Source organism: Actinomadura fulvescens (assembly GCF_039533225.1).
Classification (GTDB): domain Bacteria; phylum Actinomycetota; class Actinomycetes; order Streptosporangiales; family Streptosporangiaceae; genus Spirillospora; species Spirillospora fulvescens.
On sequence record NZ_BAAATD010000001.1, the window covers coordinates 1140010 to 1158796 of the forward strand.

Genomic DNA, 18787 nt, shown 5'->3' on the forward strand with positions numbered 1-18787 from the left:
TTATGGCTGACCCGAAGGGTTTTCTGACCGTCCAGCGGGAGCTCCCCAAGCGCCGCCCGGTCGACGTGCGCATCAAGAGCTGGTCCGAGGTCTACGAGAGCTTCGGCAACGAGAGGCTGGAGAAGCAGGCGAGCCGCTGCATGGACTGCGGCATCCCGTTCTGCCACCAGGGCTGCCCGCTCGGCAACCTCATCCCCGAGTGGAACGACCTCGTCTACCGCAAGGACTGGCACGAGGCGATCGAGCGGCTGCACGCCACCAACAACTTCCCGGAGTTCACCGGCAAGCTGTGCCCCGCCCCGTGCGAGGCGGCGTGCGTGCTCGGCATCAACCAGGACCCGGTGACGATCAAGCGGGTCGAGGCGGAGATCATCGAGCGGGCCTGGGCCGAGGGCTGGGTGCGCCCGCAGCCGCCCGCGGTCAAGACCGGCAAGAAGGTCGCGGTCGTCGGCTCCGGCCCGGCCGGGCTCGCCGCCGCGCAGCAGCTCACCCGCGCCGGCCACGACGTCAGGGTGTACGAGCGGGCCGACCGCGTCGGCGGCCTGCTGCGCTACGGCATCCCCGAGTTCAAGATGGAGAAGCGGCACGTCGACCGCCGCGTCGCCCAGATGCGCGCGGAGGGCACCGACTTCAAGACCTCGGTGAACGTGGGCGTCGACGTCACGGCCGACGAGCTCAGGTCGCGCTACGACGCGGTCGTTCTCGCGGGCGGGGCCACCGCCTGGCGCGACCTGCCCGTTCCCGGCCGCGAGCTCAAGGGCGTCTACCAGGCCATGGAGTACCTGCCGCCGGCCAACAAGGTGCAGGAGGGCGACTACGAGGTCTCCCCGATCTCGGCCGAGGGCAAGCACGTGGTCGTGATCGGCGGCGGTGACACCGGCGCCGACTGCATCGGCACCGCGATCCGGCAGGGGGCCGCCTCGGTCACCCAGCTGGAGATCATGCCGCAGCCGCCCGCCGCCCGTCCCGACAGCCAGCCGTGGCCCACCTACCCCATGCTGTTCAAGATGGAGAGCGCGCACGAGGAGCTCCACGACCTGGGCGGCGACCGGGTGTACGCGGTCTCCACGACCGAGTTCGCCGGTGACGCCGAGGGCAACGTCCGGGCCCTGCGCCTGGTCGAGGTCGAGGGTCCGCAGGCCGGCTTCAAGCCGATCCCGGGCACCGAGCGCGAGATCGAGGCGCAGCTGGTCACGCTCGCGATGGGCTTCCTCGGCCCGCAGAAGGAGGGGCTCCTGGAGCAGCTCGGCGTCGAGCTGGACCAGCGCGGCAACGTGGTGCGCGACAAGGACTACAGGACGAGCGTCGACGGCGTCTTCGCCGCGGGCGACATGGGCCGTGGCCAGTCCCTCATCGTGTGGGCGATCGCCGAGGGCCGCGCCGCCGCGCACGGGGTGGACAAGCACCTGATGGGCGAAACATCCCTGCCCTACCCGATCGTGCCCACCGCGCGTCCGATAGCCTGATCCTTGCAAATCCCGCCGTGCCCCGGCGTCCCACCGGACGACGGGGCACGGCGGAGTCGTGTCCAGGGGGACCCTCATGCCGACTCGTCAGATGGACGTGACCACGTGGTACCTGGAGCAGTGCGCACCGGACGAACTCCGCCCCGCCCGCGTTCCCGAGACGCCGCTGGAGATAGTCCGCGCCGAGATACCCAGCCCTGAGCTGAGCCGTTTTCTCTACACCGCGGTCGGCGGCGACTGGTACTGGACCGACCGGCTGCCCTGGTCGTACGAGCAGTGGCGCAACTGGCTGGAGCGTCCCGGCGTGGAGACCTGGGTGGCCCACGTCCAGGGCACGCCCGCGGGCTACGTCGAGCTGGACCCCCAGCCCGGCGGCCAGGTCGAGATCACCAGCTTCGGCCTGCTCCGCGCGTTCGCCGGCCAGGGTCTCGGCGGCCACCTGCTCACCGTCGGCGCCACCCGCGCCTGGGACCTCGCCACGCGCTGGGCCGACCGCAAGCCCACCGAACGGGTCTGGCTGCACACCTGCTCCAACGACGGCCCGCACGCCCTGCGCAACTACCAGGCCCGCGGGTTCCGCGTCTTCGACGTGCGCTCCGCCACCGAGGTCCGCGACCACACCCCGCCGGGCCCCTGGCCCGGCGCCCGCTGAGGGACTCCCGGCGCCGGTTTCAGCCGAGGCCGGCGGCCAGTTCCCGGAGGACGGTGATCAGTTGTTCGGCCTCGGCGGTGGTGATGCGCCAGTTGACCATGGCGGGACGGAAGACGGTCATGCCGCGGTAGGTGCTCGTTCCCGCGTAGACACGGCCGTCGGCGAGGAGCCTCGCGCCGAGGCGGGCGTTGAGGGCGTCCAGCTCCTCTTCCGGGACGCCGGGCGGGCGGTAGCGGAAACACACGATGGACAGCTGGACGGGCGCGAGGAGTTCGAGGTCGGGAGCGCTCTCGACGAGCTTGCCGAGATGGGCGGCGGCGTCCAGGTGGCGTTCGACCATCGCGCGGTAGCCGTCCCGGCCGTACGCGCGCAGCGTGGCCCAGATGGGCAGGGCGCGGGCGCGCCTGGAGGACTCCGGTCCGTACGTGTTGTAGTTGACGCGGTCGTCGCCCGGCTCGGGCAGGTAGGCGGCGCCCCAGGCCCCGAACGCCCTGGACAGGTCGTCCTGGTCGCGGACGAATGAGAAACCGCTTTCGTACGGCACGTTCAGCCACTTGTGGCCGTCGGCGGTGATGGAGTCGGCGCGCGCCGCCCCCCGGGCCAGATGGGCTGTACGGGGGGACAGCGCCGCGAACATGCCGAACGCGCCGTCGACGTGCAGCCAGGCGCCGTGGCGTTCGGCCAGGTCGGCGAGGTCGTCGAGCGGGTCGGAGGCACCGGTGTTCACGTCGCCGAGGTTGCCGACGATGACGGCCGGGCCGCCGCGGGTCAGGGCCTCCTCCAACGCGGGGAGGTCGATCGCGCCGGAGTCGTCCCGGGCGAACGTCTGGAGGGTGTCGCGGCCGCAACCGAGGATCTGCAGCGCCTTGCGCGTGCTGACATGCACCAGGCCGCTGCTGAGGACGGGCATCCGGGGGAGTCCGGCCAGGCCCTGCGAACTCACGTCCACGCCGTGCTTGCCCGCCCACCAGGCACGGGCGGCGGCGAGCCCGGCGACGTGCGCCAGCGTGGCGCTCGGCGTCAGCACGCCGCCGTAGGAGGCCGGGAGGCCGAAGAGCTCCTTGAGCCAGCCCAGGACGACCGTTTCGGCGCGGGCGGCGAAGGGGGAGGCGATCCAGATGCCGCCGGCCTGGTCGAGCAGCGAGGTGATCCAGTCACCGGCCATCGCGGCGGGCGTGGACCCGCCGGTCACCAGGTGGAAGAAGCGTGGACCCGACACGTGGGTGGCGGCCCCGGTGCCGATGCGCAGGAGCTCGGCCACCGCCGCCGGCCCTCCCACGCCCTGTGCCGGCAGGGGGCCCTCCAGCTCCGCCAGGAGGCCGTCGCGGGTCCGGTCGTGGACGGGCCGGGTCGCGAGGCTCCGCAGGTACGGGGCGGCGGCGTTCGCGACCAGGTCGAGCCCGGCGGCCGCGGTGTCATGTTCGTGGATCGGGTCGCTCATGACGTCAGTGAAGCAGGACGCCCCCGCCACGTAAACGATCACGGTGCCCGCGGCGACCGGTCATGGCCACACCGTGCCTTTCCTTGCCGCCGGCTGTTGTGCTCGGGCCGCCGGGGTCGGTTTAATTCTCGCGCCGGCGCGACGTCTCGCCGGCGACATGATCTCCCGCTTCCCCGCCTGCGGGACTCGGGGCCCGGTCATCCACCGCTGGGGTGACCGGGCCGCCCCGAGAGGTCCGATACGTACAAGACCCCTCCGGATGGTGCCCCTACCGTTGGGCACATGAAGACGATCGACGCCGAACGGCTCGCCCTGGCCGAGGACTTCCTGCGGCGCAACGGGCGGCTCATCGACCGGCACCGGTTCGCGTTCCACTTCCGCGGCGGCCCGGCCGCCGCGATCACGGCGGCGCTGCGCCCGTACGAGAACCCCGACGGCGGCTACGGCCACGGCATCGAGCCCGACCTGCGCGGTGAGGCCAGCCAGCCGGTCCCCGCCCAGCACGCCCTGGAGTTCCTGCACGAGGCGGGCGCGGACGACGACCCCGCGGTGGAGCGGATCTGCGGCTACCTGACGTCCATCACGGGACCTGACGGGGGCGTCCCGTTCGTCCTGCCGACCGTGCGGGAGGCGCCGAGCGCTCCGTGGTGGCAGGCGCCGGACGACCCGCCCGGCCACATCGTCCCTACCGGAACGCTGGCGGGGCAGCTGCACCGGATCGGCCACCGGCATCCATGGCTGGGACCCGCGACCGACTTCTGCTGGGCGTGGCTGGACAAGGCGACCGACGTGCCGCCGTACGAGACGTACGCCATCCTTACGTTCCTCGACCACGTGCCCGACCGGGAACGCGCGGAGGCGGCGTTCGAGCGGCTCCGCGAGCCGATGCTCGCCCACATCGCCCTCGATCCGCAGGCCGGGGGTGAGGCCCACTTCCCGCTCGACGTCGCGCCGGCCCCCGGTGGCCTCGGCCGCCGGCTCTTCGACGGCGACCTCATCGAGACCCATCTCGACGCGCTGGTGGAGGCACAGCGGGAGGACGGCGGGTGGACGGTCAACTTCCTGATCTGGACACCCCAGACCGAGCCGGAGTGGCGCGGATTCGTCACCGTCGAACGACTCCGGACATTGAGGGCATACGGAAGACTGTCCCCATGAAGCGTCTCACCCCCGACGAGGTCACCCGGCACTGCCTCGGGCTGGAGCAGGCGAAGGAGGACTTCCCCTTCGGTCCCCAGCCCGCCGTCTACCGGATCGCGGGCAAGATCTTCGCCCTGCTCAGCGAGGACGCCGAGCCGCCGAGGGTGAGTCTCAAGCTGCCACCGGACGAGGTCCAGGCCCTCCAGGCCCAGTACCCCGGCACGGTGCTGCCCGGCTACCACCTCAACAAGCGGCACTGGGTGACGGTGCTGCTGGAGGGCGACCTGGAGGGCGACGAGGTGCGCGCCATGATCGACCAGGCGTACGACGTCGTGGTCGCCACGCTGCCCCGCCGCCTCCGCCCGGGATTCGTGGAACCCGTGCCCGAGGCCCCATCGCGCAGGCACAGCGACAACGCCTGAAGCTCGGTCGGTCTGCGGGCGGCGGCCTGGGGCCTGGTTACAGGGTGCTTGGGCCTCCGGCCGGGCTCGCCAGCAGGGAGGTCAGGGGCGCGCCCGCCAGCTCGCGCACCTCGTGCGCGAGGTGCGCCTGATCGGAGTAGCCGGTGGCGTAGGCGACGTCCGCGAGCGGGTCGCCCGCGTACGCGAGCTTGAGGGCCCTCTGGAAGCGCAGCACCCGCTGGACCGTCTTCGGCCCGTATCCGAAGGCCGCCTGAACGCGCCGCCGCAACTGCCGCTCGCCGAGCCCCAGCGCGTCGGCGGCATCCCTGACGGAACGATCGGCCAGATCGCGCAGGAGGGGTTCGACGATCGGGTCGGCGGGCCGGGCCTCGCTGCCGCGCCGCAGCACCTCCCTGGTCAGCGTCGCCGCCGGATCGGCGGCCGAGGCCAGCGTCTCGCCCAGGCGGTCGGCGTCCGGACCCCACAGGTCCCGCAGCGGCAGCCGCCCGTCGCGCACGGCGTCGGCGGGCACGCCGAGCACGGGCGGGGCCATGCCCGGTTTGAAACGCACTCCGATCAGCCGGTCGCCGGGCTCCAGCCTGGCCAGCGCCGGGCCGGTGTCAGGCCCAGCGACCTGGAGGCGGGCGTCCCGGCTCCACCAGATCAGATCCACGCAGCCGTCGGGGACGACGCGCTGCTCGAACGGCGCGTCCGTGCCGTCCGGGAGCTCGTGGTGCCATACGCAGGCCAGCCCGGCTCCCGCGGGCGCGGGATGTTCAAGATAACGGCTGGCCTTCACCCTTCCTGCATACCACCCCCGCCGATGGGCAGGGCGTAGGTAGTACCCGAATCCGACTAGAACGGGAGAATTCCGCCATGGCCACCGATCTTCAGGGGAAGACCGTCGCCTTCCTCTGCGCTCCGGAGGGCGTCGAGCAGGTCGAGCTGACCGAGCCCTGGAAGGCCGTCGAGCAGGCCGGTGGGCAGCCCCGGCTGGTCTCGACGCAGTCCGGACGCATCCAGGCGTTCGACCACCTCGACAAGGCCGACACGTTCCAGGTCGACACGACCGTGGACGTCTCGCCGCCGCAGGAGTTCGACGCGCTGGTCCTGCCGGGCGGCGTCGCCAATCCCGACTTCCTGCGGACGCAGGAGAACGCCGTCGCGTTCGCCAAGGCGTTCTTCGACGCCGGAAAGCCGGTCGCGGCGATCTGCCACGCGCCCTGGACGCTCATCGAGGCCGACGTCGTCCGCGGCCGTACGATGACGTCCTGGCCGAGCCTGCAGACCGATCTGCGCAACGCCGGCGCCACGTGGGTCGACGAGGAGGTCAAGATCTGTGAGGGCGGCCCGAACGTGCTCGTCACCAGCCGCAAGCCCGATGACCTGAAGGCGTTCTGCCAGGCCGCCGTGGAGGTCTTCAAGCGCTGACCGCGCGGATGGTGGTGACGTGGGTCACACTTCACCTATGGTCTAGACCTCTGACCTAGACCAGTCGGTGAATCTTCGGCGACCGCATCCTGCACGAATATCCGTACTCGTTGGTAACTAAGTAGCGTTGTGCACGTGACCCGTCGAGCGAAGATTGTCAGCACCATCGGCCCTGCCTGTTCCAGCCCCGAGCAGATCCGCGCCCTCGTGGAGGCCGGCATCGATGTCGCCCGGCTCAACATGAGCCACGGCGAGCACGCCGTCCACGAGCAGGTCTACCACCGCCTGCGAGCCGCCGCCGAGGCGACCGGCCGCGGCGTCGGCGTCCTGGCCGACCTGCAGGGGCCCAAGATCCGCATCGGGCGCTTCCCGGACGGCCCGGTACGGCTGACCCTCGGCGACGAGTTCACGATCACGACCGAGGACGTGCCCGGCAGCCGCCGCGAGGTGTCCACCACCTACCAGGGCCTGCCCGGGGACGTCGGCCCCGGCGACGCCGTCCTCATCGACGACGGCCGGGTGGCGCTGGAGGTCGTGGAGGTCGACGGCCCGCGCGTGCTCACCCGGGTGACGGTCGGCGGCATGGTCTCCGACAACAAGGGCCTCAACCTGCCCGGCGTCCCGGTGAGCGTGCCCGCCCTCACCGGCAAGGACGAGGAGGACCTGCGCTGGGCGCTGCGGCTCGGCGTCGACATGGTGGCGCTGTCGTTCGTCCGCACGCCCGAGGACGCCGACATCTGCTACCGGATCATGGAGGAGGAGGGCGTCCGCGTCCCCCTCATCGGCAAGATCGAGAAGCCGCAGGCCGTGGCCGCGCTGCCCGAGATCGTGGCCGCCTTCGACGGCATCATGGTCGCCCGCGGCGACCTGGGCGTCGAGCTTCCGCTTGAGGAGGTGCCGATCGTCCAGAAGCGCGCCATCGAGCTGTGCCGCGAGAAGGCCCGCCCGGTGATCGTCGCCACTCAGATGCTGGAGTCGATGATCTCCGCGCCGCGGCCCACCCGCGCCGAGACCTCCGACGTCGCCAACGCCGTCTTCGAGGGCGCCGACGCGGTGATGCTCTCCGGCGAGACCAGCGTCGGGCAGTATCCGATCGAGGCCGTCGAGACGATGAGCCGCATCGTCACGACGGCCGAGAAGGCGTCCCTCCAGGCCACGCACGCGCTCGACCGCATCCCCGAGACCGTCGGCGGCGCGATCGCCAAGGCCGCCGCCGAGGTCGGCGCGATCATCGGCGCCGAGGCCCTCGTCGCGTTCACGATGTCGGGGGAGACGGCCCGCCGGCTGTCCCGTTACCGTTCGCCGATCCCGCTGCTGGCGTTCACGTCGGTGCCGGCGGTGCGCGGCAAGCTCGCCCACGTGTGGGGCGTCGAGACGTTCATCGTCCCGCACGCCCACCACACCGACGACATGGTCCGCCAGGTCGAGCAGGGCCTGCTGGAGACCGGGCAGGTGCAGAAGGGCGACCGCGTGGTGATCGTGGCGGGTTCGCCCCCCGGCACCCCCGGCTCGACCAACGCCCTCCGCGTGCACCGCATCGGCGACGCCATCGCCGTCCGCGACTGAAACCCGCCGGGGTCCGTGGGCGCCGGGCCGGACCCGATCCGGCGTCGGCCCGGGATACCGCTGGACACCGGGGTGAAGTGATCACATCATGGCCATATGAGCGATCATTCGCAGGACACCGACGACGAGCAGACCCCCGCGGCGCGGTGGCGGTCGCTGCCGTCGCACACGCCGTTGGGGGACACCGTGGCCTCCCAGGAGGTGCCGCCCAAACCCCAGGTCATCGCCGAGCCGGGCAACGTGAAGCTGGACGAGGCCACGCGCTACCCGGTCTGACACGCGCGACCGGCCGTTGCACGAGGTGCCCCGCATGATCGTCCGAGTGTCAGGTCCGGTCCCGCTCGGGACCGGCCGACCGGAGCGACGAGCATGCGGGGATGAAGAGGGAGATGAACCTGGGGGAACGAGTCGCGCGAACGCCCTTCAGCGGAGGAGTGCTCCTCGACGGGGTGGGGCTCGGTCGCGGCGGCGCATGTCGGGATGGGTGCCCCGAGTGGGATTCGAACCCACACTAAACGGTGTTTGAGACCGCTTCCTCTGCCATTGGGATATCGGGGCGCATTTCGGACATCCTCCTGAGGTTAAAACCCTCGTAGCGGATCGCCCTACCTGCCGCAGACCAGACTAGCGCGTCCCGGTAGTCTCGTGCGCGTGACGGAGAGCGCGCGACGTGTGGTGATCGCTGAGGACGAGGCACTGATCCGCCTGGACCTCAAGGAGATGTTGCAGGAGGACGGCTACGAGGTCGTCGGCGAGGCCGGGGACGGCGAGACCGCCGTGCGGCTCGCCGCCGAGCTGAAGCCCGACCTGGTGATCCTCGACGTCAAGATGCCGGTGCTGGACGGCATCTCGGCGGCCGAGCGGATCTCCGCCGACCGGATCGCGCCGGTGGTCATCCTCACCGCGTTCTCCCAGCGCGAGCTGGTGCAGCGGGCCACCGACGCGGGCGCCATGGCCTACCTCGTCAAGCCGTTCACCAAGACCGACCTGGCGCCCGCCATCGAGATGGCCGTCAGCCGCTACACCGAGCTGCGGGCGCTGGAGGCCGAGGTCGCCGGTCTCCAGGACCGCCTGGAGACCCGCAAGGTCGTCGATCGTGCCAAGGGACTGCTCCAGGAGGCCAACGGCTGGACCGAGCCCGAGGCGTTCCGCTGGATCCAGAAGACCTCCATGGACCGCCGCCTGACCATGCGCGCCGTCGCCGACGCCGTCCTGGCGGGCGCCCTCGGCAAGCCCTCCGACGAGCCTCCGGCCCCCTGACCGGCCGGTCGCTCCGGCCGGTCTCCGGGCGGTCTCCGGACGGTCTCCGGCGGGTCGCTCCGGGTGCCGCGAACGGCCGTCACGTCTTCGGTAGGAAGTCGGCGACCATTCGGCGTACATTGGTGGGTCCTCTGTGTCGGGTGGTAACTTTCTGTAATCAGCCCATGTACGGGCCGGTGTCACATGGGCACGGAGGCGTAACGAAGGGGTAACCCTTCTGCCCTTGGGTGCTGATCTGTGACGTCACATCGGTGTACTACGGACAGGTCCCCGAGTGACCGCTTTCACCCGCTGAGGGCGAAGTCGCGGGGTCAACACTCGTACCCGATCCATTGAGGATCCGGATGGAAAGGTTGGGCACCTTGCGGCGCAACATGATGAGAGTCACCGGTGCGGTGGCGATGAGCGCGGTGCTTGCGCTCGGTGCGGTCGCCTGCGGCGGCGACGACAAGGACTCGTCTGGCGGGGGTGACAAAGTCACGCTCGGCTTCATGGGGGACCTGACCGGTGAGAACTCCGGCATCGTCATCCCACCGTGGAACGGCGCCCAGTTGGCGGTCGAGCAGTACAACGCCACCAACCCCAAGGTCAAGATCGAGCTCAAGCGCTATGACAGCCAGGGCAAGCCGGAGCAGGCGACGGGTCTGGCCCAGCAGGCGATCAAGAACGACAAGATCCAGGGTCTGATCGGTCCCGCGTTCTCCGGTGAGTCCCAGAGCGTCGCCCCGATCCTCGACGAGGCCAAGATCCCGAGCGTTTCGCCCTCGGCCACCAACGTCACCCTGGGCGAGAAGAAGTGGACGTACTGGCACCGCGTCGTCGCCGACGACGAGGTGCAGGGCGCGGGAGCCTCGGACTTCATCGCCCGCGCGTTCAAGGCCAAGAAGGTCTTCGTCGTCCACGACAACCAGGACTACAGCAAGGGCCTGGCCGACTACGTCACCAAGGGCGTGCAGGCCAAGGGCGCCACCGTGGCGACCGACGTGGTCGACCAGAAGGGCACCGACTACTCCTCGACGGTCAACAAGGCCAAGCAGGCCGCGCCGGACGTGCTGTTCTTCGGCGGCTACTACGCCCAGGCCGGGCGGCTCTTCAAGCAGCTGCGCGAGGGCGGCGTCACGGTTCCCCTGGTGACGGGTGACGGCTCGCTGGACGGCGGCCTGATCAAGGGTACCGGCGCCAACAACGCCAACAAGGTGTACGTGAGCTGCCCCTGCCTGATCGACCCCGAGGGCAAGAAGAACCCCAAGGCCAAGACCTTCAACGACGCCTACAAGGCGAAGTTCAACGCCGACGTCGCGATCTACTCCGGCGAGGGCTTCGACGCGGCGACCGCCTTCATCGAGGCGATCAAGGCCGGCAACACCACGCCCGAGAAGATCAACCAGTTCCTCTCGACGATCAACATCGAGGGCGTCGCCAAGCCGATCAAGTTCGAGAGCAACGGTGAGCTCGCCGCCAAGGACATCTACGTGTACGAGTCCAAGGGCGGGAAGCTGCCGCTGCTCGGCAACACCAAGGACGCGACGGTCAAGTAACGCGGCATCGCACGTCTGTCAGACGACAAGCATGTAGGCGCGGGAGCGGGAGCGAGCGCAGTGCGCGCTCCCGCTCCTTTGACAAAGGCGATCCAAGGTGTTCGACGAACTCATTAACTCATTCTGGCCGTACACCATCGACGGCCTGTCGCTGGGCGCGATCTACGCGCTCGTCGCCCTGGGCTACACGATGGTCTACGGCGTCCTGCGACTCATCAACTTCGCGCACTCCGAGATCTTCATGATCGGCACGTTCGCGGCACTGTTCACCGTCCAGGCCATGGGCGTCTCCGGAGTGAGCGGCATCTCGCTGGTCGGCGTGGTGATCGTTCTTGCTCTGGCGGGCGCGCTGGCCGCCGGTGGCAGCGCCGTGGCGCTGGAAACCCTGGCCTACCGGCCACTCCGTAAGAAGGGCGCCTCACGACTGGCCGCCCTGATCTCGGCCATCGGCGCGTCCATCTTCCTGCAGCAGCTGTTCGCCACCGTCGTCATTCCCGCGGTGTTCGACCGGCCGAAGGAAGGCGGCCGGCTCCCCGTCCAGGAGCACTTCGTCCAGCGGTCCAACGTCATCGACGTCGGCCCGATCGAGATCAGCAACGACAAGCTGATCATCTTTCTGGCGGCCATCGTCATGATGATCGCGCTCGACCAGTTCGTGAGCCGGACCAGGCTGGGCCGGGGCATCCAGGCCACCGCGCAGAACCCCGAAGCGGCAGTGCTGATGGGTGTCAACATCGACCGCATCGTGACGGCGACCTTCGCGGTCGGCGGCGCGATGGCGGGGGTCGCCGCCGCGCTCTATCTGGTGCGGTTCGAGGAGACCCACTGGTTCGTCGGGTTCCTCCTCGGTATCAAGGCCTTCACCGCGGCCGTGCTCGGCGGCATCGGCAACCTGCGCGGCGCCCTGGTCGGAGGGTTCGCTCTGGGCCTGCTGGAAATGTACGGCTCGGCGATCTTCGGTTCCGAGTGGAAGGACGTGGTGGCGTTCTCGGTCCTGGTCCTTGTCCTCATGTTCCGTCCCACCGGCATCCTCGGTGAGTCCCTACAGCAGGCGCGCGCATGAACCTCAAAAAGTCGACGAATGGCGCCGGCCAGTCCCTCAAGGGCAAGGCGGGCACTCTGCTGGACGTGCCCCGCGACTGGTGGGCGACCGCTCCCGGCTATGCCCGCTGGACGGTCTACCTGCTCCTGGTCATCGCGGCGCTGCTCCTCCCGAGCGAGTCGCTCAAGCCGATCATGTCCCCGGACACCGACTGGCCGACGCTTCTCACCGATCAGATCGCCATCTTCGTGCTTCTGGGCATCGGCCTGAACGTGGTGGTCGGCCAGGCCGGCCTGCTCGACCTCGGCTACGTGGCGTTCTACGCCATGGGCGGCTACACCATGGCGATCTTCGGCACGAAGTACGGATGGAGCTTCTGGGAGATCCTGGTCGTCGCGATCCTGATCTCGGCGGCCTCCGGCGTGCTGCTGGGCGCCCCGACGCTGCGGTTGCGCGGCGACTATCTCGCGATCGTGACGCTGGGCTTCGGTGAGATCGTCCGCATCGTGGCCAACAACACCGACTACGTGAACGGGCCGCGGGGCGTCCAGGCCATCCCTCACCCGCCGAGCCTGAGCGAGTGGGAGATCGGCGGGGTCGCGCCCTTCAAGTACGGGATCCTGGACGCACGCCCGTACTACTACCTGATGCTCGTTCTGATCATCGTGGTGATCATCTTCACCAAGCGGCTGGAGAACAGCCGGGTGGGCCGCGCCTGGATGTCGATCCGGGAGGACGAGGACGCCGCCGAACTGATGGGCGTCCCGACGTTCAAGTTCAAGCTGGCGGCCTTCGCCATCGGCGCGGCGATCGGTGGCAGCGGCGGCGTGGTCTACGCCTCGAAGGTCAGCTCCATCAACCCGGAGAACTTCACCTTCCTCATCTCGGCGACGATCCTCGCGGGCGTGGTCCTGGGCGGCTCGGGCAACCTCCCGGGCGTGATGCTCGGCGCGTTCCTGGTGGTCTGGCTGCCCGAGCGGTTCCGCGGGCTGGCCGACTACCGCATCCTCGCCTTCGGCGCGGCACTGGTGATCATGATGGCGCTCCGGCCCGAGGGCATCTGGCCCTCCCGCAGACGCAAGGCGGAGCTGGCCGAGGGAACAGGGGGAATGGGCAGCATGGGCGCCGAGGTGAGCGGTCCCGGCGGCACGGCACCGGCGGAGGTGAGCAAATGAGCGCGGACAAGACCCCTCCGGCGGTGCTCGAACTGCGCGGCGTCATCATGCGCTTCGGCGGTGTGGTCGCGCTCAACAAGGTCGACCTGACGATCGGGCAAGGTGAGATCTTCGCTCTGATCGGCCCCAACGGCGCGGGCAAGACCACGGTGTTCAACGTGACCACCGGCGTGTACCGGCCGACCGAGGGGCAGGTGCTCTTCAACGGTCAGCGCATCGACGGCAAGAAGCGGTTCACGGTGACCAAGCTCGGCGTCGCCCGCACGTTCCAGAACGTCCGGCTCTTCCACAACATGTCGGCGCTGGAGAACGTGATGGTGGGTGCCGACGCGCACCACCGGACCGGTTTCGTCGGCGCGGCCCTGGGACTGCCGTGGCACCGCCGTGAGGAGCGGGAGGGACGGGAGAAGGCCCGCGAGCTGCTGGAGTTCGTGGGAATCCCGCACCGGCTGGGAGAGACCGCCAAGAACCTGCCCTACGGCGACCAGCGACGGCTGGAGATCGCCCGGGCGCTGGCCACCGAACCCAAGCTCCTGCTGCTCGACGAGCCCGCCGCGGGCATGAACCCCGCGGAGAAGGTGGCCCTGCAGGAACTGATCCGCAAGATCCGTGACGCCGGGCGCACCGTGCTGCTCATCGAGCACGACATGAGCCTGGTCATGGGGATCAGCGACCGGGTGGCGGTCCTGGACTTCGGCCAGAAGATCGCCGACGGCCTGCCGGCCGAGGTGCAGAACAATCCGCGGGTCATCGAGGCGTACCTGGGGGCTCCGGCCGATGCTTCTTGAAATCAAGGACGCGCACGTCCACTACGGAAAGATCGCGGCGCTCAAGGGCATCACGATCGAGGTACGCGAGGGCGAGATCGTCACGCTGATCGGCGCCAACGGCGCCGGCAAGTCCACGACCCTGAAGATGATCTCTGGTCTGCGCCCGCTGTCGGGTGGCAGCGTGCTCTTCGAGGGCAAGGACATCAGCAAGATGCCCGGCCACAAGCGGGTGCTCGCGGGAATCGGCCAGGCCCCCGAGGGCCGGGGGATCTTCCCCGGGATGTCGGTGGAGGACAACCTCCACATGGGGGCCTACGCGCGGAGGGGGGACGCCTCCAAGGAGCTCAAGGAGGTCTACGAGCTCTTCCCGCGCCTGGCCGAACGCAAGAGCCAGGCCGGCGGCACCATGTCCGGCGGCGAGCAGCAGATGCTCGCGATCGGGCGCGCGCTCATGGCCAAGCCCAAGGTCGTGCTCCTGGACGAGCCGTCGATGGGCCTGGCCCCGATGCTGGTGCAGCAGATCTTCTCGATCATCAAGGAGATCAACCGGCGCGGGACCACCGTTCTGCTCGTCGAGCAGAACGCCCAGCAGGCCCTCCAGATCGCCCAGCGCGCGTACGTGCTGGAGACGGGCCACATCGTGAAGTCCGCCCCGGCGGCCGACCTCCTGGACGACCCGGCGGTCCGCGCCGCCTACCTGGGCGGCGACCTCGGCGAGGCCGCTTCCGCCGGCACACCGCCGAAGGACGCCACGGTCACGCGGACCGACGACTCCCCGGAGGGGGACGAAGGGAACTGACAGCCGCGACGGGAGCCCTGGGACCGATCGACCGGTCCCAGGGCTCCTTCGTATGCCTCAGGGGAGCGGGATGTTCGCCGGGGGCGGGTCGGAGACGGCGCCCGGCGAGGGAGACCCGAACAGCCGGATGCCGTTGACCTTGACACCGGGCGGCACGTCGTACCAGAGATCGAACTCGATGCGGACGCCCGCCCCCACGGCCAGCTCCTCGGGCTGCCGCTTGACCATCATCGCGTTGACGTCCACCGGATGGGTGCGCCCGTCCGCGGTGACCAGCAGCTGCTTGCCGGTCGTCATGAACTGCGTGGTCCGGCCGCGGTTCTCGGTGATCAGCCGTACCCGCACGAACGTTCCCTTGGGCTTGATGTCGGCGTGGCTGCCGACGATCTCCGGAATGCCGGCCCGGAACCCGATGATCCTGAACTCCTGGTCGCCGCTGTGCCCGGTCCGTCCCCGTACCGCGGTCTCGCCGTCCCGGACCGGCCGGGGCGGCACCTCGTAGGTCGTCTTCCTCTCCGGCTCCTCGCCGCCGGAGCAGGAGGTGGACCCGGTCCACGACAGCAGGACCAGGAGGACTGCCACGGCGCGGCGTTGCATGATCCAGAACGTACTGCCGCGCAGGGGCCCTGGGAACGGCCTGACCAGCGCCGCAACCCGATCGTAACGATCGCTCATCTCGTCCGCTTACGGCGGAGAGGACTCGGGCCTGGGATCACCTTTGGGGCCGTACGGACCTTCCCCGGACACGTACGTTGTCTACTCGGTGATCCCAGGCCGTTCCAATCCACGCTACCGACCGTTCATGGCCGACCGCAAAGGATGTGGCGACTTGACCTGAAAAAGATCCCGTTGTCAGGAAACAGGGGCGTCCCTGAGCATGCAGGTGAGCCGGGCGGTGCACACGCGGCGGCCCTGGTCGTCGCTGATCACGATGTCGAACGTGGCGAGCGTGCGGCCGGCGTGGACGCGGGTGGCGACGGCGGTGACGAAGCCCTCCGTGGCGGAGCGGTGATGGGTGGCGTTGATCTCGATGCCGACGGCGATACGGCCCTCGCCCGCGTTGAGGGCGGCGCCGACGGACCCGGCCGACTCGGCCAGCACGCAGGAGGCGCCGCCGTGCAGGAGCCCGTACGGCTGGGTGTTGCCCTTGACCGGCATGCGGGCGACGACGCGTTCCGGGGAGGCTTCGAGATACTCCACCCCCATCGCGTGCGCCAGGTCACCGTGGGCGTCGATCCCGTGTTCCTCAAGGATCTTCGCCCGCTGCTCGCCGGTGTCAGTCACGTATGCCTCCCTCAATCTGTCGTACGGGCAGACTAGAGTCCTGGTGTGGCGAAAGAACCATCGACCCCTGACAAGCGGCTCCTCCTTCTCGACGGGCATTCCCTGGCCTACCGGGCGTTCTTCGCGCTTCCGGTCGAGAACTTCTCGACGACCGACGGGCAGCCGACCAACGCGGTCTACGGCTTCACCTCGATGTTGATCAACGTGCTGCGGGACGAGCAGCCGTCGCACATCGCGGTGGCGTTCGACCGGTCGGAGCCGACGTTCCGGCACGAGCAGTACGTGGAGTACAAGGCCGGCCGGCAGAAGACGCCCGACGAGTTCCGGAGCCAGATCAGCCTCATCTTCGAGGTGCTGGACGCGCTGCGCATCCCGCGTCTGTCGGTGGCGGGTTTCGAGGCCGACGACGTCATCGCCACGCTCGCGACGCAGGCCACCGCGGCCGGCATGAAGACGCTGATCGTCACCGGTGACCGCGACGCGTTCCAGCTGGTCAACGAGGACGTCACGATCCTGTACCCGATCCGGGGCGTGTCCGAGCTGGGCCGCTACGACCCGGCCGCCGTCGAGGCCAAGTACGGCGTCCCGCCCGAGCGCTACCGGGAGCTCGCCGCGCTCGTCGGCGAGAGCAGCGACAACCTGCCGGGCGTGCCCGGCGTCGGGCCCAAGACCGCCGCCAAATGGCTGGTCAAGTACGGCGACCTGGACGGGCTCGTCGCGCACGTGGACGAGATCAAGGGCAAGGCGGGCGACAACCTGCGCGAGCACCTCGGCGACGTGCTGCGCAACCAGCAGATCAACAAGCTCGACTGCGAGGTCGGGCTCGAACTCACCCCGCCGCAGCTGTCGATGGGCCAGTGGGAGCGCGAGGAGATCCACGCCCTCTTCGACTCCCTGCAGTTCCGGGTGCTGCGCGAGCGGCTCTACTCGTCCCTCTCGGCGCCCGAGCCGGAGGCCGACGAGGGCTTCGACATCGAGCTCGCCCACCTGGAGCCCGGCGCCCTCGGCGCCTGGCTGGAGCAGAACGCGACCGCCGCCGACCGCCTCGGCGTCGCCGTCACCGGCTCCTGGGGCCGCGGCACCGGCGAGCTGACCGCGCTCGCGCTCGCCTCCAAGAAGGGCCCCGCGGTCTCCCTCGACCCGGCCGAGCTCATCGAGGACGACGAGAACGCCCTCGCCGCCTACCTGGCCGACCCCTCGCGCCCCAAGGCCATGCACGAGGCCAAGGGCCCGATGCTGGCCCTCTACGCCCGCGGTCTCACCCTCGAAGGCCTCACCAGCGACACCGCGCTCGCCGCCTACCTCGCGCTGCCCGGCCAGCGCACGTTCGACCTGGCCGACCTGGCCCTGCGCTACCTGCACCGCGAGCTGCGCAGCGAGAGCGACGACTCCGGCCAGCTGACCCTCGACGGCTCCGGCGAGGAAGAAGCGGCCAACGGCCTCGCCGTCCGCGCCCGCGCGGTCGCCGAGCTGGCCGACGTCTTCGACAAGGACCTGGAGAAGCGCGGCGCCACCCGCCTCCTGCACGAGGTCGAGCTGCCCCTGGTCCGCGTCCTGGCCGACATGGAACGAGCGGGCATCGCCGTAGACGCCGACCACCTCGCCAACCTCTCCGCCTCCCTGGGCGGCCAGGTCAAGGAGACCGAGCAGCTCGCCCACGACGCCGTCGGCCACGAGTTCAACCTCGGCTCGCCCAAGCAGGTCCAGCAGGTGCTCTTCGAGGAGCTCAACCTCCCCAAGACCAAGCGCACCAAGACCGGCTACACCACCGACTCCGACGCGCTCACGGGCCTGCTCGCCAAGGACGGCCACCCCGTCCTGGAGCACATCCTGCGCTGGCGCGAGGTCGCCAAGCTCAAGAGCATCGTCGACTCGCTCATCCCGATGGCCGACGACGCCGGCCGCATCCACACCACGTTCAACCAGATGGTCGCCGCCACCGGCCGGCTCTCCTCGACCGACCCCAACCTGCAGAACATCCCGATCCGCACCGCCGAGGGCCGCCAGATCCGCGAGGCCTTCGTGGTCGGCGCCGACCACGAGTCCCTGCTCACCGCCGACTACAGCCAGATCGAGTTGCGGATCATGGCCCACCTCTCCGGCGACGAGGCCCTCCTGGAGGCCTTCTCCTCCGGCGCCGACTTCCACACGATCACCGCGTCCCGGGTCTTCGGCCTGCCCGCCGACCAGATCGACTCCGAGCTGCGCGCCCGCATCAAGGCGATGAACTACGGCCTCGCCTACGGCCTGTCAGCGTTCGGCCTCTCCCAGCAGCTGCGCATCCCGCCCGACGAGGCCCGCGGCCTCATGGAGGAGTACTTCCAGCAGTTCGGCGGCGTCCGCGACTACCTGCAGAACGTCGTCGCCAAGGCCCGCCAGGACGGCTACACCGAGACCATCCTCGGCCGCCGCCGCTACCTGCCAGACCTCAACTCCGACAACCGCCAGCGCCGCGAGATGGCCGAACGCATGGCCCTCAACGCCCCCATCCAGGGCTCCGCGGCCGACATCATCAAGGTCGCCGGCCTCAACGTCGACCGCGCCCTGCGCGCCCACGGCCTCAGATCCCGCATGCTCCTCCAGGTCCACGACGAACTGGTCTTCGAAGTCGCCGCAGGCGAACAAGACGACCTCAAGGCCCTGGTCCGCGAGCAGATGGCAAGCGCCTACGAACTCAAGGCCCCCCTGGAGGTCTCCATGGGCACCGGCCGCACCTGGCAAGACGCTGCTCATTAATGGCTTTTATGGCCTCGGGGGCCTCGCCTGGCGGCTCGGCCCCCGAACCACAAAAGCGGCGAGCGCGACATCGCTTCGCGATCTTC

18 protein-coding genes and 1 tRNA gene are annotated in these 18787 nt (G+C 69.8%); 14 read left to right on the forward strand and 5 right to left on the reverse strand.

All coding sequences use genetic code 11. The annotated features are described in order from the left end of the window. Positions 1–2: 2 nt before the first annotated feature. Both ABD333_RS05380 and ABD333_RS05385 read left to right on the forward strand, forming a co-directional pair. Positions 3–1466, forward strand: a complete 1464-nt coding sequence (locus ABD333_RS05380; RefSeq protein WP_344538196.1) for a glutamate synthase subunit beta — start codon at positions 3–5, stop codon at positions 1464–1466. Between the two features lie 76 nt (positions 1467–1542). After that, positions 1543–2118, forward strand: a complete 576-nt coding sequence (locus ABD333_RS05385) for a GNAT family N-acetyltransferase (protein WP_344538198.1) — start codon at positions 1543–1545, stop codon at positions 2116–2118. Positions 2119–2137: 19 nt separating this feature from the next. Here ABD333_RS05385 and ABD333_RS05390 read toward each other — a convergent pair whose 3' ends face one another. Continuing rightward, complete coding sequence (locus ABD333_RS05390) at positions 2138–3559, reverse strand: pyridoxal phosphate-dependent decarboxylase family protein (RefSeq protein ID WP_344538200.1); 1422 nt, start codon at positions 3557–3559, stop codon at positions 2138–2140. A 282-nt stretch (positions 3560–3841) separates the two neighbouring features. Between ABD333_RS05390 and ABD333_RS05395 the strand changes: the two genes are divergently transcribed. Both ABD333_RS05395 and ABD333_RS05400 read left to right on the forward strand, forming a co-directional pair. Then, positions 3842–4717, forward strand: coding sequence for a hypothetical protein (locus tag ABD333_RS05395; protein WP_344538202.1), 876 nt, complete (start codon positions 3842–3844; stop codon positions 4715–4717). Then, a complete protein-coding gene (locus tag ABD333_RS05400; RefSeq protein WP_344538204.1) occupies positions 4714–5121 on the forward strand; it encodes an MmcQ/YjbR family DNA-binding protein in 408 nt (135 codons plus the stop codon). The genes ABD333_RS05395 and ABD333_RS05400 overlap by 4 nt, the downstream gene beginning before the upstream one ends. Positions 5122–5158: 37 nt before the next feature. Here the strand turns inward: ABD333_RS05400 and ABD333_RS05405 are convergent, their stop codons facing one another. Then, a complete protein-coding gene (locus ABD333_RS05405) occupies positions 5159–5899 on the reverse strand; it encodes a helix-turn-helix domain-containing protein (protein ID WP_344538206.1) in 741 nt (246 codons plus the stop codon). A 77-nt stretch (positions 5900–5976) separates the two neighbouring features. Between ABD333_RS05405 and ABD333_RS05410 the strand changes: the two genes are divergently transcribed. The 3 genes from ABD333_RS05410 to ABD333_RS05420 all read left to right on the forward strand — a co-directional run bounded on the left by ABD333_RS05410 (position 5977) and on the right by ABD333_RS05420 (position 8373). After that, positions 5977–6531, forward strand: a complete 555-nt coding sequence (locus ABD333_RS05410) for a type 1 glutamine amidotransferase domain-containing protein (protein WP_344538208.1) — start codon at positions 5977–5979, stop codon at positions 6529–6531. A gap of 135 nt (positions 6532–6666) precedes the next feature. Continuing rightward, a complete protein-coding gene (gene pyk / locus ABD333_RS05415) occupies positions 6667–8097 on the forward strand; it encodes a pyruvate kinase (protein ID WP_344538210.1) in 1431 nt (476 codons plus the stop codon). Positions 8098–8193: 96 nt separating this feature from the next. Beyond that, positions 8194–8373, forward strand: a complete 180-nt coding sequence (locus tag ABD333_RS05420) for a hypothetical protein (RefSeq protein ID WP_344538211.1) — start codon at positions 8194–8196, stop codon at positions 8371–8373. A 209-nt stretch (positions 8374–8582) separates the two neighbouring features. On the opposite strand, the gene ABD333_RS05425 is transcribed toward ABD333_RS05420, so the two are convergent. After that, a tRNA-Leu gene (locus ABD333_RS05425) sits at positions 8583–8655 on the reverse strand. 87 nt (positions 8656–8742) lie between these two features. On the opposite strand from ABD333_RS05425, the gene ABD333_RS05430 reads away from it, so the two are divergent. From ABD333_RS05430 to ABD333_RS05455, 6 genes are all read left to right on the forward strand, one after another. Beyond that, positions 8743–9357: an ANTAR domain-containing response regulator gene (locus ABD333_RS05430; protein WP_344538213.1), complete on the forward strand. Its 615-nt coding sequence runs from the start codon at positions 8743–8745 to the stop codon at positions 9355–9357. A 401-nt stretch (positions 9358–9758) separates the two neighbouring features. Further along, entirely contained in the window at positions 9759–10895 is a 1137-nt protein-coding gene (locus tag ABD333_RS05435) for a branched-chain amino acid ABC transporter substrate-binding protein (RefSeq protein WP_344538214.1), read from the forward strand. A 97-nt stretch (positions 10896–10992) separates the two neighbouring features. Next, the gene (locus ABD333_RS05440; RefSeq protein WP_344538216.1) at positions 10993–11958 is read left to right on the forward strand and encodes a branched-chain amino acid ABC transporter permease; all 966 of its coding nucleotides are present in this window, start codon (positions 10993–10995) and stop codon (positions 11956–11958) included. Next, complete coding sequence (locus ABD333_RS05445; protein WP_344538218.1) at positions 11955–13112, forward strand: branched-chain amino acid ABC transporter permease; 1158 nt, start codon at positions 11955–11957, stop codon at positions 13110–13112. Before ABD333_RS05440 ends, ABD333_RS05445 begins: the two co-directional genes overlap by 4 nt. Then, positions 13109–13900 carry an ABC transporter ATP-binding protein gene (locus ABD333_RS05450; RefSeq protein ID WP_344538220.1) on the forward strand — a complete coding sequence of 264 codons (792 nt, stop codon included), beginning with the start codon at positions 13109–13111 and terminating at the stop codon, positions 13898–13900. Before ABD333_RS05445 ends, ABD333_RS05450 begins: the two co-directional genes overlap by 4 nt. Next, positions 13890–14681 (forward strand): ABC transporter ATP-binding protein, encoded by a 792-nt coding sequence (locus ABD333_RS05455; protein ID WP_344538222.1) that lies wholly within the window; start codon positions 13890–13892, stop codon positions 14679–14681. The genes ABD333_RS05450 and ABD333_RS05455 overlap by 11 nt, the downstream gene beginning before the upstream one ends. A gap of 57 nt (positions 14682–14738) precedes the next feature. On the opposite strand, the gene ABD333_RS05460 is transcribed toward ABD333_RS05455, so the two are convergent. Next, complete coding sequence (locus tag ABD333_RS05460) at positions 14739–15278, reverse strand: DUF4352 domain-containing protein (protein ID WP_344538223.1); 540 nt, start codon at positions 15276–15278, stop codon at positions 14739–14741. Between the two features lie 255 nt (positions 15279–15533). Beyond that, complete coding sequence (locus tag ABD333_RS05465; protein ID WP_410558288.1) at positions 15534–15965, reverse strand: PaaI family thioesterase; 432 nt, start codon at positions 15963–15965, stop codon at positions 15534–15536. Between the two features lie 45 nt (positions 15966–16010). Between ABD333_RS05465 and polA the strand changes: the two genes are divergently transcribed. Then, the gene (gene polA / locus ABD333_RS05470; protein WP_344538225.1) at positions 16011–18701 is read left to right on the forward strand and encodes a DNA polymerase I; all 2691 of its coding nucleotides are present in this window, start codon (positions 16011–16013) and stop codon (positions 18699–18701) included. Positions 18702–18787 lie beyond the last annotated feature (86 nt).